The following is a 13,896-nucleotide window of genomic DNA, read 5'->3' as shown; positions in this document are numbered from 1 at the left end:
GGTCTCTCAGAAGCGGTTGATGGATTGTTTCAGATAAAAATTTGCTTTAATTTTGAAAAAAATAATCGTTCAACACTCCTCTTTATCAACATTAACTTTTAACAAAAAAATGTGTCCAAAGTTAAGCCTGTGCGGGGGGAATGAAACTGTATCATGATTCCTCTGAAATTGTGGTCATTACTCCGGCCTCGCCATTAGGCCTGGCACTGACAGGGAAAATGGCGGGAGATGCTGTAACAGTGCAGACAGGGCATTCTTTCAAAGAATTTGAAGTGATGGATTTGTGCTAAAGAACGGTTAGAATGTATTTTTAAAGTCATGAACTCACTGATTGCAATGTGTTTTTTCTAAGGAATCTGAGAGTCCCCGATTCTGTATCCGCAAGATCAGGGATATCAGAATAATCAGTAATCTTTATACGGTTTTCCAAATTTATTCAGATGTTCAGCCAGGCTTTGCTGAACCTGAATTTCAAAATCAATGGTGTCGCTTGAGTCTTTTGTGACATGGATATCTCGGGAAACCAGTGAGCCACCCTCTGTCCAGACTCTGATTTTATGTTCTCCGGCAGGAATGTTCTGAATGTGATAGCGCCCATCTGTCGATGTCACCTGATATTTATTATTCTTTAACACAAGAATATTGGCACTCATCTGGTGGTGAATGTTGCAAAAGACTTTCACCAAACCTGGAACATCAAACAGGATACTTTTTTCAACAGGAGCCTTGTATAATCCCAAATCAAAGGGTTTTGTTCTGGAGAGTGAAAAAATATTATGACTGATCGGATCAAAATTTCTGAATCCGACACTCTGATTTTGCGCGACGACTACCACTGACGGAACAAAGGATTTATTTTTCTGGTCCAGATAAACGTGGCTGGATTCGGCTGGTTCATCAAAACCAAGGACAAATACCACAGCATTCGCGTGATCCCCCGTGTTTATCCATGGGCCATTTTCGGATAACCGCAGCAGATTCACCTGTCCCCGAATCTCTCCCCCCCATGTGAATCCAGTGGATAATAATAAAATAATCAACCATCCTGTTAATCTGTTTTTCATACATTCCTTATGTTTTTTCGAATTTCCCTGAATCTGCCAATCTGGATTTTTGCAATTCCTTCATCTCATTGATCCGTCGTTCCAGTTCCGCATGTAAGTTCAGTCCTCTGTTTTGTTGAGTAGACAGATATGGTTCCACATAACTGACTTCTGAGAGGATCTTCAAAATTTGGGAAATATTCCTGCTGGCATTTTCAATGGTTTCTGATGTCTGTTGTCCCTGTTTTCTTCTGAACTCAATTTTATTCAGGATCTGATTGTTGTTGGAGGCGATATGTTCGCCCAAGAGTGCCATGATCTTTTGAAATGATTTCACCGTTGTTTCGTGATTTTCACGTTTCAAATCCAGCTCATGCGCACGATGGATGGCACGTTTCATCGAGATCCATAAAAAAATAGTAACAGTCGATAACAGGACTTCCAGAATAAGCATTGGAAGGAACGGGAAGGAAAAAGCGGATTGCCAGAAATTTTTTTCCAGATCAATATACATCGGTTTTTCCAGCAACATGGAATCCAGTGTAATCAGGCCCATGTGGAACAGTAATCCCAACATGGCACCCACAATGATCAACACCGTATATTGACGAAAAACTTTGATGGTCATTTTCATAGGCCGATTCTCCTAAGGAACATTCAAAAAATAACATGGAAACCTTTCTGGTTACGAACGTCCCGTTCGTAACCGTTCCATGACCCACCTCCAGTGGGTGCGAAGCTCTGCTTCGCCTGAGGGATAACGTGCCCCACGGGACGTAGGGCACGAGCAAACTGTTACAACTTAGTCTTTTGCCATTTCTCAGGTATTGTTAAAACTAAAGTAAGCGTTCAGCCGTCTGCTATCAGTTTTCAGGAATTCTCAAGGCCTGGAAGCCAAACGATATTTTCTGCTATTGAGTCATAAGGCTTCTGAGGCGCATAAACACTGAAAGCTGAATACTGAAAGCTGAACGCTTACAAACTAAACGTGTTGTTAAAAGGGTTTTCGCTCTTCAGTCTGTTGAGCTAAAATCAACTTTCAGACCGGGATTCTGTGCCAAAAACAATTTTACGGAAGCCGGATTTTTTCGCGTCATCCATGAGTTGGATCACAATACCATGTGGAACTCGCTTATCCACATGGAGGATGAGTGTTTCTGTGATAACAGCTTTTCTTAAGTCGCCAAGTTTCGGAATGAGCTCTTCCATTTTGACAGATGTTCCATTGAGCCAGATGGTCTGGCTGGAATCAATCAACAGCATGGGCAGGGTGACAGGTGCCGATTCCCCTTGTGAACTTTGTGGTAAAACAATCCCGATGCCGCTGTCACCAATGATTTTTGAGGAAACAACGAAAAAAATGATGAGCAGGAACAGGATGTCAATCAACGGTGTGAGGTTGATGGATGGGCGGGTTTTTTGTTTTTCAAAAAGTTGCATCGTGAAAATCAGTCGCCAAACAGTTTGTAATAAAAAAACATGGATTCTTCTTCAATCAGCAGGCCGATGGACTCGATTTTGCGGGTAAAGAGATTGAATGCGACAAGCGACGGAATGCCGATACACAAACCGACAACGGTCGTGATGAGTGCTTCTGAAATTCCCCGGCTCAACGCATCTGCCCGGCCAGCACCTTCCAGGGAAAGATGGTTGAACACATCAATCATGCCCAGTGCGGTTCCCAGCAATCCCAGTAAAGGCGCGATTCCGACAATGATTTCCAGCACAACAAGTCCCCGCTCGAGATAATGACGCTCACGACGGGCCTGGTCAGACAACGCCTCCTTAAAATGTTCTGCGGAAGCCGGCAGAACACTGACCGCATAATCCAGAATACGTCCTGTCGGATGTGCTGTAGAAGGGTTTAGTTCCTTGGGGGGTGTCGCTTTGCTGGAAATGAGGGTTCTCAAGCGTTCAAGATCACGTGGCGGAAGCAGTCGACTGCTTCTCAAGGCCAGCGCACGCTCCACGATCAGCATGATCATGATGATGGAACATAACGCAAGAGGAACCATCATGATCCCGCCCTTGTTGTAAATGTTGAGTAACATATCCATTGTGAAAACCTATACCAGATGATCCATGATATAACGTTTGCGTTCCGAAGTGTTGGTGCCCATATAAAAATTGAGCAGATCTTTCACATCATGTGTATGTTCAATTCCCACAGGAACCGCACGCATGCTTTTGCCAATAAACTGTCCGAATTCTTTGGGCGATATTTCACCGAGGCCCTTGAATCGCGTAATTTCCAGTCCTGAACCTTTTTTAAGCTTGATGACAGATTTTTCTTTTTCTTCATCAGAATAACAATACTGAGTGATTTTCTGATTCCGTACCCTGAACAACGGGGTTTCGAGGATATACACATGACCTTTTTGCACAAGGGTTTCAAAATATTGCAGAAAAAAAGTCAGCAGGAGATTGCGGATATGCAAGCCATCCACGTCGGCATCTGTCGCGATGATGATTTTGTTGTAGCGGAGATCTTCAATGTCATCTTCAATACCCAGTGCTTTCATGATGTTGTAGAGTTCCGCATTCTTATAAATGGTCTCGCGTCCCAGTCCCCAGCAGTTCAAGGGTTTTCCCTTGAGGCAGAAAATGGCCTGAGTCATCACATCTCTCGAGCTGATCATGCTACCCCCGGCAGACTGTCCTTCGGTGATGAAAATCATGGATTCCTCACCGCGTCCGTTTTTATTGTTCAAATGAAATTTACAGTCCTTGAGATTGGGAATGGTGAGTGCTGTCTTTTTTGAGTTATCCCGGGCGGCTTTTTTGACATTCATCAATTCTTTCCGGATGCGCTCATTGGAAAGAACCTTCTGTTTGATCTGATCCGCGATGTCAGGATGTTTATACAGGTAATCCACCAATGAATCGCGGACTTCAGGCACAATCCAGGCACGAACATCCGTGTTGCCCAGTTTGTTTTTGGTCTGGGATTCAAAAATCGGCTCTTTCACTTTGACAGAAACAGCCCCGATCAAGCCATCCCGAACATCTGGACCATCATAATTCGCTTTAAAAAACTGATTGAGTCCTTTGAGCATGCCTTCCCTGAAGGCGCTCAGATGGGTGCCACCGCTATTGGTATACTGTCCATTGACGAAACTGTAATGATCTTCACCATAGTTATCGGTGTGAGTGAAAGAGTATTCGAGGCTCTTCCCACGGAAATGCACAATATCATACAAATGGTCTTCCTTGACTTCCTGGGCCAGCAAATCGAGTAAACCATTCTCGGATTTAAAAGTCTGCCCATTGAATGTCAGTGTCAATCCGCTGTTCAGATACGCATAGTTCCAGAGAAGTTTTTCAATAAACTCATGGTCATAGGTGTAACTGGGGAAAATTTCAGAATCCGCCACATACTCGACAAGTGTTCCGTCTTTTTCTTTGGCCGGGGTTTTTGGGGTGGTTGCTGTGAGAGTCCCCTTACTGAACTGGGCATTGACCGCATAGCCTTCCCGAAAGGATGTGACCGAAAAAAATTGTGACAGCGCATTGACGGCTTTGGTACCGACACCATTGAGTCCAACGCTGAATTGAAAGACCTCACTGTTGTATTTTGCGCCGGTATTGATGGTTGAAACACATTCTACGAGCTTGCCTTGGGGAATGCCGCGGCCATAATCCCTGACAGAGAGACGATTGTCACGAATTGTGATCTGAATTTTTTTACCGAAACCCATGATGTATTCATCAATGGCATTGTCGATAATTTCTTTGAGCAGAACATAAATTCCATCAGTTGGATGCGATCCATTGCCCAAACGTCCGATATACATACCGGGCCTGAGTCGAATGTGTTCCAGTGACGAAAGTGTCGTGATCTTACTTTCATCATATACCACGGGAGGTGTTTGAGTCATAAGACATCCTGTCTTGTGCGTTTTAAGATTTTTATGCCACAACCTGGTTACAAAAACCATGATTGAACGGCATGTTAGCGTTTCCCCACTTACAGTTACAAGAAATATTATTGACCGTGTGCCGGGAAGGTGAAACCAGGTTAAATCCGTTTCCAATAAAACAGGAAACAGGCAATCACAAAAAAAATGCTGTTGGTGGTCCATGCCGCAATGATGGGAATGACCACACCGGCACTGCCTATCGCCAGAAAGATCTGATTGAAAATCCAGAAAAAGACACCCAGGAGACAACTGATGGCAATCGATTCAGAGGCACCTCCACGTCTGGCGTGGGTTGCGGAAAGAGCGATGCCGATCAAGGCCATGATGAACAAACTGACAGGATAAGCTGTTTTCTGGTACCATTCCACCCAATGTCCATTGACATCCTGTCCTTCCTTCTGCAGTTCCATAATATTCTGGTAAAGTGTGAAAAAAGGTTGGTTATGCGCAGGCCATGGCGCTGTAAACGGAACAGAGGGAAGTTGTTTGAGTGATGTTTCCCATGAATCCAGGTCCGCAATCTTCAATCGGTCTCCGGTTATCATTTTCTGGGAAATTTTTTCAAAAACCCATTTATCTGGGGCCATATTGCCTTTGTCCATGCTGGATTGTTCAATAATGCGATACGGATTGGCCTGCCATCTGAAAAATGTTACAGCTTCGACGGTCTGGTTCGGATACCGCTTGCCAAAATAGTATACAGTCTGATCAATACCTATTTTCCAGAGCGGAACAAAGCTCTCGGACATGGTATCGCTGTGCCAACGTTCCCACATCCAGTTGTATGCATAATGCTGAACTCCATAAGTATAAATGGAAATCATGCTGGTCATGATCAGGATGGGGGTGGCTAACTGAATAAATCCGACACCTGCGGCTCGCATGGCGACAATCTCGGAGGTCCGACTCAGTGCGCTAAAGGTCGCGATAGTGGCAATCAAAACAGACATGGGGGTGATTAATTCAATCAATGAAGGCAGCATCAATGCGGTTTCTTTGAGGAATTCACGAAAATGGACCCAGTCCTCAAAGGCGTCACTGATTTGACTGAAAAGATTGCCAATGAGTGTGATGAGTGTGAAGGCAATCAGAAGTAGCAGAAAAAAACGAAAATACTCAACAGCAATGTAACGAGAAAGGATTTTCATCATAAATGTCCTGGTGGTGCAGAATAAAACACAAGTCTGGGAAAGATTATGTTTGATACTTTTCGAAAAAATTGACTAAAAGGAGAGTAACGAGGTACAACACCTCCATATTTATTACAACAGATGGTTTCGGGTTTGCATTAAGGTGCGACAAACCTTCCTTGTTTGTGTCCGTCCGTAAATTAGCTTATATGGTTTATAAAATCAATGAAGTCTCATTTATAATTTGAGGTGTGAGATGTTAAAGTCTGTGCTTGTACTTGAGGAAAGTTCTACTATTCAGGGTTTGGTCGCTTCCGCGTTGAAGGAGAGCCAACTCACCATTCATCAAGAGCAGCAATCAGAAAAATTCCTGGCTCGTACAAAACAGGTTGTCCCGGATCTGATATTGCTTAGTAATTCAGAACAGCAGCGTAATTACTCAACCTGCAAACAATTGTTGAAAGAGCAGAAACTGAGCAGGATTCCTGTGATCCTGATGGTCAATGCCCGCGATACAATTGAAGAAAAAAATCTGAAAGATCTGGGAATTCGCAATTATATCAGGAAACCATTTGAAGCCTCTATCCTGCAAGACCAGATAAAACACTATATTCCATCAGCGTTTCTGATGCCCTCCGCCATGGAATTTCAGAATGCTTTGTCTTTTGAGGAACGACATGATGCCGAAGAAGACTTTTCTGTGTTTGATGACGAAATGATCGATTTGATTAAAGCGGGAAATCTTTCTGAATCTCCGGAAATTTCAGATGAAAATGTCCCCGATGTTGATTTTTCCGACGAATTGTCTCCTCAGGATGAGGATATTCTGGAAACGGAGGACCTTGATGAGGAGGATGTCCTTGCTTTTGTGGAAGCTGAACAAACAAATAATGATTTACTGGAATTATCTGAGGTGGATTCCAATCTGGAAAGTGTTGAATTGGGAGATCTGGAAGACCTGGATGGACAGACCATGGTTGTTCATGGTGCGTCTTTTTCAGATCAGGACGCACAGGAATTATTGTCGATGGAAGACGATGGTAATGTTCCTGATTTGACAGATTCATTGTCCGCGGATGAAGATTTTATGGAGGATCAGGTTGATTCTGATGACAGCGAACAGAATGACGCTCTGATGCTGGATGAGGAGGAAGCCACAGATTCATGGGGGGAAGACTCCGGAGAGGAGGTTCTTGAACTCGATTTGGATATGGAAGAATCCGTTGAGACAGAACTTCTCCTGGATGAGGACCATTTTGATGAAGTGGAGGAAACAGAAGAATTGGAACTGGATGAGGACCAAGAAGAAGATTTGTTGCTGATGGAAGAAGAAGAATTGTCTGATGAAGGATCGTTTGATCCTGAAGACAAGGCGGCTGATGCAGTGGACTTTGAAACCATGAAAAATAAACGCACCGCAATGGATTCTGTGCTGTTAGCACTCCCTGAAGACATGGAGGGAAGCACCAATGAACCATTGTTGATCGATGAAGAAATATCTTCTGATCCTGCCCGGGAAGAAACAGCACCGGAATGGAGTGTGGAAGATCAATTGGTGCGGCAACAATTGAATGCGGAAGAGGACGATGGATTCTCATTGTCCGCGGAACTGGATCTGGATGATCTGGATGTGAATTTTGATGAAGAAAATGAAAATAGTGATGAAGAAATCCATGTAACACTAAAAGATACGCACGACGAAAATCATTTTGAGGAAGATCAAGAGGAGGAGGATGAGGACGAGGACATTGATCATCATCTTCAAAAAATCAGTTCTCAAACACTGAGTGATGACAGCGAACTGGATGTGTCACTGGAAGATTCAGAGCATGAAGACAGACTGGATGTAAGCGCCTTTGAGACTTCAGAAGAAGAGGCTTTTGAAGAACCCGAGGAAGACCTGGAGGAAATTCCTGTATTTGATGAAGACAATGACGCGTTTGAAGAATCAGATTCCGTTGATTTTGGCGACGATGCTATGCTGGATGAGGAGGAACAACTGTTGGATACGTCCCTTGCTGTTGATGAAAGCGACATGGATGCCACTACGGATCTGTCTTCCATGCTTGAAGATGACATAGAACCCCTCAAAGTTTCAACCGCCCCGGATGAACAACAGTTGAGAGAGGGCTTGGATGATATTTCATTGCTCGTCAATGATTTTGAAGATGACCTGGGGCTCGGTTATGACGCACCGGGAATCCAAACGTTGCGTGACGGGCTTGAGGATATTAAAATAGAATCCGCAAAATCTGAGACGGCTGAAGACAAAGAGGACATGGATGATTTTGAATCACCTGATGACACCACGGATATCAGTGCCTACGATAACGTCATGATTTCATCCGCAAACTCCGCTGTTACAGAAATTGATGCGCTCATGATGGGGGATAATGAGACTGAACCATATTCGGTTGCCCTGGAAGATGATTCTACTGAACTGGATTTTGATCTGCCTGAAGAGGAAATCAAGGACAGCGACTTTATGGACGACGCGTCTTTTTCCGCAGAAGACGAGGAAATTGATGATTTAACTCTGGAAAGCGAACTGTCTCTGGATGAACCGCTGGACGAGATGTCTGACGAATTGATGGATGAGGACGAAGAGACTTTGGCTTTGGGACCTGTAAACGACAATACTTATGATGGCGATATCTCTGCTGACGCGTTGGAAGCTTCTGACGAAGCATTTCTGGATGAAGATTCAATGGAAGCCGATGCTTTTGAAGATGAGGATGTGCTAGATGAGATGTTGCTGTCCGATGATGCTGAAGAGGATGATGCGTTAGACGATGAAATGCTGTTGTCCGATGATTCTGATAGCGTTGATGGTTTGAACGATGCTCTTGAATATGAAACCGAACTGACAGATTCAGAGGACGCATCTGAACTGAGTTTTGAGGAACCTTCTGAAAACGAAGATGTCGAGGCCTTAACAAAAAGCGATGTTTTTGAACAGGAACTCCTGGAGTCCGATGATGAACCTTCGCTGTCATCCGCACAGATCGCTGATATGGAACGCCAAACAATGTCGGAACTTGAAGAATTAGACCAGGAAATGTCTACCCTGGAAATGAATGAATATGATGTTGAGATCGATATTGAGGACGATGAAGTCGCATTGGATGACAATGTCAGTTCTTTTCATGATGAACTGGATTCTTCTGAAGAAATTGAAGAGACAGATTCTGAAGAAGAATTCGCGTCTTTTCATGATGAACTGGATACCGCGGATAGCTGGGAAGATCCTAATTCTACAGCCGCCGCCGCGTCTTTTGACAATGAGGTAGATCTGGACGCAGAAGATTCACTGGGTGATGTTTTCACCGATGACGCCGGCGAATCTTCTGTTATGGGAGAACCTGAAACAGTGGATGCTTTCAGTGAAGTTGTTCAGGAAGAGGTTGGGGATTTTTCAGATAGTTCCGCAACACTTGTGATGGATGATGATTCGGAATATCAGGATATTGAAGAACAGGAAGAAATAACCCTTCGTGTTAATGACACGGTCATGGACCGGGGCCTGCATCATTCTGGAAATCTGGAAAAGGTATTTGAAGAGATGATCTCACATTCAGTTCAGAAAGCACTCGAAAATGCAATTCCTCATATTGTTAAAAAACTTGTACAAGAATTGAGAGCCGATGAATGATCCACAGAAAAGAAAATCATCCAGAACAGAAATTTCTTATGAATCCCTGCTGTTGAGTCAGGTTGTGACAGAAAAAAAAACAATTCGTGTCACATTTTTAGATGGGGATATTCTTATTCAGAAAGTCCAATGGCACACCATGGATGCTATTGGACTCAAGGATGGAAAAGTGGTCAACCGCCATGCGATCAAGTTTTGGGAAATTGTTGATGAATAACGCAATTGATTTTTTGTTGCAAACCGTCACGAATCGCCTGGAAAATTAAGGGGATGCGGTTTACCTGTTTTCGGCGTAATCGATTGATGATGGTGATCAGATACCCAGCTAAAACAGTCGGGATAAACATTGGGTAAAATTTACGAGAGATGAGAAGACGGTTTTTAATTTCATAGTAGTCCGCCAACTCACTTTTTTGTCGTTTGTCTTTGTTTCCACCACCGATAGACGCTCCTTCCTTATGGTAAATGATGCTGTCTGACGCATAGCCCAGATGGTAGCGCCCACGACCTCGCAAAGCCCAATCCAGTTCTTCAAAATACAAAAAATAATCTTCGCTCATCAACCCGACATTCTCCAGAAATGAACGACTGACCAACATGCTTGCTCCCACAGGCGCAGCCATTTTTTTCTCAAGTTTCAGTTCTTCTTCTGCGGATATCCGTGAAAAAAATTCATTGAAACCTATGTGGGATGTGCTGCCCAAGGCAGGAAAATACTGATTTCCGCCTCTGGCCTGGATGTGCTTTGGTTGATGATAATAAACCAACGTTGATCCACAGATTCCATAATGGGCGTCATTCAGCGATTTGTTTACCAGTGATGTCAGCGCACCCGGTTCAATCACCGTGTCATTGTTCAGCAACCATGCGTAGGCGGCGTTGTGCTGTTTTAAAATGTATTTTAATCCAACATTACATCCACCAGCATAACCAAGGTTCGTTTTGTTCTGAATCAGAATCAATGGAGTGCTATCTTGCGTTATGTTAGAGTTTTCAATGTCATCCTGGGTGTACTGGCAATAAACAACGGGTTTGGAACACGGTGGTGTGGTGAAACTGGCCATCTCCGGATTTGCCCCAACAGGCGCCAACATCTCGCCATCTGCCCATTTTTTAATATGAAACATGGAATTGTCTGTCGAAGCGTTATCACAAACCACTACCTGCCAGTGTGGATATTCATTGCGAAACAAACTTTCGAGGCATTCCAGTGTATGAACCCACCCATTCCAGTTCAGGAGAAGGACATACACCTTAGGGTTCATAGATCCCCATTTTTCCGCAAATTCCATGATGAATTCCTTTCAGGGTTTTAGCTATTTTTTCGGATTTATTCTGTTCAAAAAAAATAATTTTCATCAACTCTCCCAAAAATCGTATTCCATCTTTAATTAAAAACAGAGGTTCATCTTTCCAATAGTTTTTATAAAGAACCAATCGATTGCGAGCAATGTAGTAGCGTCTGAGCGGTGAGTGGTTTGTTGGAAAAAAAACTTGCCCAACAATAGCAACTCGGGTGGTTTGCCCCAGTTGATGATCCATGACAGCCTGACATGCCTGTATAATTTTGTAGCCTTGTTTTCTTAAACGGAGACAAATTTCATAATCCACATAATCAATAAACAGATCCTTCCGAAACATTCCAACTTGTTGGATTGCCGCAAGTCGAACAAGGTTGCCAGAGGTCATGTTTGCGATGATTTCAACATAAGCAGTCTCAGAATTGCAGTTTTTAGAACGAATCAGCCTCTGTGTTGCCGGATCCCGATAGACAGGTGTAATGATTGCGATTTTGTCCGGTTCCCCACAAGACAGGCAGGATGTCCAAAGTGCGTGTACACATTCATGAGTGATCAAACTGTCCTGATCCATGGTGAGACCCCATTGATAGCCTTGTTCCATTGCTTTGGAGATCCCCTGGTTGAGCGCCCCGGCAATACCAGTGTTGGTCGCGTTTTTAATAATCGTGATTTGAGGGTTTGATCCGAGGTGTTCAATCGTCTTCCAGTAGGCGTCTGGAGAACCATTATCCACGATAATAACGTGCCGGCAAACGTCCAGTAATTGCTTCAGGTTATTGTCAATATCGACTGAGGGATTCCATGTAACAACAATGGCACATATTTCCGGGATTTTAATTGCTGTCATAGGAGATTCTAAAAATCAGATAAAGTTGGTCTCTGTTTTGCTTTTCTTTTCCTGGGGGCATCGTTTGATACCAGAAAAAATACTCTATACCAATGACGAGGGATTATGACGAGAAAACAATACACATTGATGTTGTTGCAGGAAATTCAAAGCTTGAAAGCAGAGTTGGATCGTATTCATCTTTTTGAAACTAAAAAGAATATTGAGCCATTGCCCTTTTTAAGCAAGATGGATCTTGCCCCCAATATGATGGATACAAGCCAACAATAAATTTCTGGAGGCTTTCACAAAAGCAGATTTCAGGAAAGATGGCCTGAAAAGACCAAGAGTGCTTCAGGGAAAATTGGCGATAGCCTTTCTCACTGTATTGACATTGAAGGGGGGTAAAAATCCTTCACTATATGAGAAGTATTCAAATAGTTGGGATCAACTCATGAAAAAGAGTCGATTGAATTACAATCGACCACAATCTCAGAAAATTAGATGTTGGATATAGCCTGTGCTTCTGTTTCATGGATACTGAGGATTTTATCCAGACGGGTCATGTTGAAAATTTCCTGATTCTTTTGGCTAAGTTTGCACAATGTTAATTTTGCCCCACGTTGTTGCAAATTTTTGAACACGGATACAATCAGACCGATTCCTGAAGAATCAATAAAATTCACACCTTCAAAATTAATAACAATTCCCTTTATCGAATCATCATCCAGAAATGGTTTCAGATAACTTTTGACATCACTGACGCCATCCAGCGCGATATTTCCTTCGACAGACAAAATACAAATATTTTTTTCAACGCGGTGGTTTAGCTGCATTGTAACTCCTGAGTGGTAAAATTATAGGTGAAAAAAAGTTCACTATGGTGTTAGTGCGTGTTATTAGGATAAAAATCAAGAAAATAAACAAATTTTTAAGGTTCAGCCTTGGGCTCTGTTATTTTCAAGCTTTGCTGTTGGTTGATGGGCAAAAAAGGGAGAAAATTTTTGCCTAATTGTGGATCCACAACGATTTTATTCACTCTAGGCAAAACCTGTTCCATGGTATCAAGCTGAATACGCTGTCGGGTAATGTCTTTGGCTTTTTTATATTCCTCATAGACAGAATTAAACTTTTGGCTTTTTCCTTCCGCCAGCAGAACAACCTCTTCAGCATAGGCTTTGGCCGCATTGATGATCTGAGAGGCTTCTCCACGTGCTTTGGGTAAAAGATTGTTGGCATATCCTTCGGCTTCATTGATCACCTTTTCTTTATCTTCCTTGGCACTGGCAACATCCTTGAATGCTTCTTTGACCGACTCTGGTGGATGAACATCCTGAAGTTTCACATTCTCGATTTTTACGCCAGCCTGATACTCATTCAGAATTCCCTGGAGTAGCATTGCGGTCTTGATTTCAATCTGTTCTTTTCCGATGGTTAGAGCATCGCCCACGGCTGTATGTCCCATCACTTCCCTCATGGCTGATTCAGCGGCTGAACGCACAGTGTCAACAGGATTAGTCACATTATAGAGATATTCGGATAAAACAGATATGCGGTACTGAACGGTGAATTGAACATCCACAATGTTTTCATCGCCTGTCAGCATGATGGATTCCTGCTTGACCTGTCGATAACGAGCCGGCGGGCCGGGATCGACCGTTCGGAATCCGATTTCAATCCGTTGAACCGCTGTCACTTTTTCTTTTTCAATGGTTTCAATGGGAGCCGGAAGATGATAGTGAGGTCCGGGACCAACGGTATCCATCACTACACCAAAACGCTTGATCACAGCCTGTTCCTGAGGGTCAACGATGAAGACGCCAGTCACCATCCACAGAGCAATGATAACAAAGAGAATCAGAAACCCTAATGGTTTCTGATCAAAGCCACGTTGAAACTGTTGTTGAAGCTTGTTTAAAATTTCATCAACATTAGGTGATTGATTTTTGTCCCAAGGCGATTTTTTGGGGTTCTTGTTCCAGGGTTCCATAGTTCTATCCTTTGTTATCAGGTTATAACAGAAA

General features: G+C 43.2%; 14 protein-coding genes. 4 read left to right on the top strand and 10 right to left on the bottom strand.

Annotated elements, in window-relative coordinates:
- The first annotated feature begins 140 nt into the window (after positions 1 to 140).
- The gene (locus HQM11_06575; GenBank protein ID MBF0350677.1) at positions 141 to 290 is read left to right on the top strand and encodes a GreA/GreB family elongation factor; all 150 of its coding nucleotides are present in this window, start codon (positions 141 to 143) and stop codon (positions 288 to 290) included.
- A 114-nt stretch (positions 291 to 404) separates the two neighbouring features.
- Here HQM11_06575 and HQM11_06570 read toward each other — a convergent pair whose 3' ends face one another.
- From HQM11_06570 to HQM11_06545, 6 genes are all read right to left on the bottom strand, one after another.
- On the bottom strand, positions 405 to 1,064 hold the full coding sequence (locus HQM11_06570) for a hypothetical protein (GenBank protein MBF0350676.1): 660 nt from the start codon (positions 1,062 to 1,064) through the stop codon (positions 405 to 407).
- Positions 1,065 to 1,071: 7 nt separating this feature from the next.
- A complete protein-coding gene (locus HQM11_06565) occupies positions 1,072 to 1,677 on the bottom strand; it encodes a hypothetical protein (protein MBF0350675.1) in 606 nt (201 codons plus the stop codon).
- Positions 1,678 to 2,075: 398 nt separating this feature from the next.
- Positions 2,076 to 2,483 carry a biopolymer transporter ExbD gene (locus tag HQM11_06560; protein MBF0350674.1) on the bottom strand — a complete coding sequence of 136 codons (408 nt, stop codon included), beginning with the start codon at positions 2,481 to 2,483 and terminating at the stop codon, positions 2,076 to 2,078.
- An 8-nt stretch (positions 2,484 to 2,491) separates the two neighbouring features.
- Entirely contained in the window at positions 2,492 to 3,094 is a 603-nt protein-coding gene (locus HQM11_06555; GenBank protein MBF0350673.1) for a MotA/TolQ/ExbB proton channel family protein, read from the bottom strand.
- A 15-nt stretch (positions 3,095 to 3,109) separates the two neighbouring features.
- The gene (locus HQM11_06550) at positions 3,110 to 4,837 is read right to left on the bottom strand and encodes a type IIA DNA topoisomerase subunit B (GenBank protein MBF0350672.1); all 1,728 of its coding nucleotides are present in this window, start codon (positions 4,835 to 4,837) and stop codon (positions 3,110 to 3,112) included.
- 224 nt (positions 4,838 to 5,061) lie between these two features.
- Positions 5,062 to 6,114 (bottom strand): LptF/LptG family permease, encoded by a 1,053-nt coding sequence (locus tag HQM11_06545; GenBank protein ID MBF0350671.1) that lies wholly within the window; start codon positions 6,112 to 6,114, stop codon positions 5,062 to 5,064.
- 235 nt (positions 6,115 to 6,349) lie between these two features.
- Here HQM11_06545 and HQM11_06540 point away from each other — a divergent pair, with 235 nt between their 5' ends.
- Together HQM11_06540 and HQM11_06535 are read left to right on the top strand one after the other, a co-directional pair.
- Entirely contained in the window at positions 6,350 to 9,745 is a 3,396-nt protein-coding gene (locus tag HQM11_06540; protein ID MBF0350670.1) for a hypothetical protein, read from the top strand.
- Positions 9,738 to 9,962 (top strand): hypothetical protein, encoded by a 225-nt coding sequence (locus tag HQM11_06535; GenBank protein ID MBF0350669.1) that lies wholly within the window; start codon positions 9,738 to 9,740, stop codon positions 9,960 to 9,962. Before HQM11_06540 ends, HQM11_06535 begins: the two co-directional genes overlap by 8 nt.
- Here the strand turns inward: HQM11_06535 and HQM11_06530 are convergent.
- Complete coding sequence (locus tag HQM11_06530) at positions 9,934 to 11,010, bottom strand: glycosyltransferase family 2 protein (protein MBF0350668.1); 1,077 nt, start codon at positions 11,008 to 11,010, stop codon at positions 9,934 to 9,936. The genes HQM11_06535 and HQM11_06530 overlap by 29 nt on opposite strands.
- Positions 11,000 to 11,893, bottom strand: coding sequence for a glycosyltransferase family 2 protein (locus tag HQM11_06525; GenBank protein MBF0350667.1), 894 nt, complete (start codon positions 11,891 to 11,893; stop codon positions 11,000 to 11,002). The genes HQM11_06530 and HQM11_06525 overlap by 11 nt, the downstream gene beginning before the upstream one ends.
- Positions 11,894 to 11,998: 105 nt before the next feature.
- On the opposite strand from HQM11_06525, the gene HQM11_06520 reads away from it, so the two are divergent.
- Positions 11,999 to 12,163, top strand: coding sequence for a hypothetical protein (locus tag HQM11_06520; protein ID MBF0350666.1), 165 nt, complete (start codon positions 11,999 to 12,001; stop codon positions 12,161 to 12,163).
- 209 nt (positions 12,164 to 12,372) lie between these two features.
- On the opposite strand, the gene HQM11_06515 is transcribed toward HQM11_06520, so the two are convergent.
- Both HQM11_06515 and hflK read right to left on the bottom strand, forming a co-directional pair.
- On the bottom strand, positions 12,373 to 12,708 hold the full coding sequence (locus HQM11_06515) for an STAS domain-containing protein (protein MBF0350665.1): 336 nt from the start codon (positions 12,706 to 12,708) through the stop codon (positions 12,373 to 12,375).
- A 95-nt stretch (positions 12,709 to 12,803) separates the two neighbouring features.
- Positions 12,804 to 13,862, bottom strand: coding sequence for an FtsH protease activity modulator HflK (hflK, locus tag HQM11_06510; protein ID MBF0350664.1), 1,059 nt, complete (start codon positions 13,860 to 13,862; stop codon positions 12,804 to 12,806).
- Positions 13,863 to 13,896: the final 34 nt, after the last annotated feature.

The sequence above is a fragment of the SAR324 cluster bacterium genome (assembly GCA_015232315.1).
Classification (GTDB): domain Bacteria; phylum SAR324; class SAR324; order SAR324; family NAC60-12; genus JADFZZ01.
This window is presented reverse-complemented; position numbering and strand designations above follow the sequence as displayed.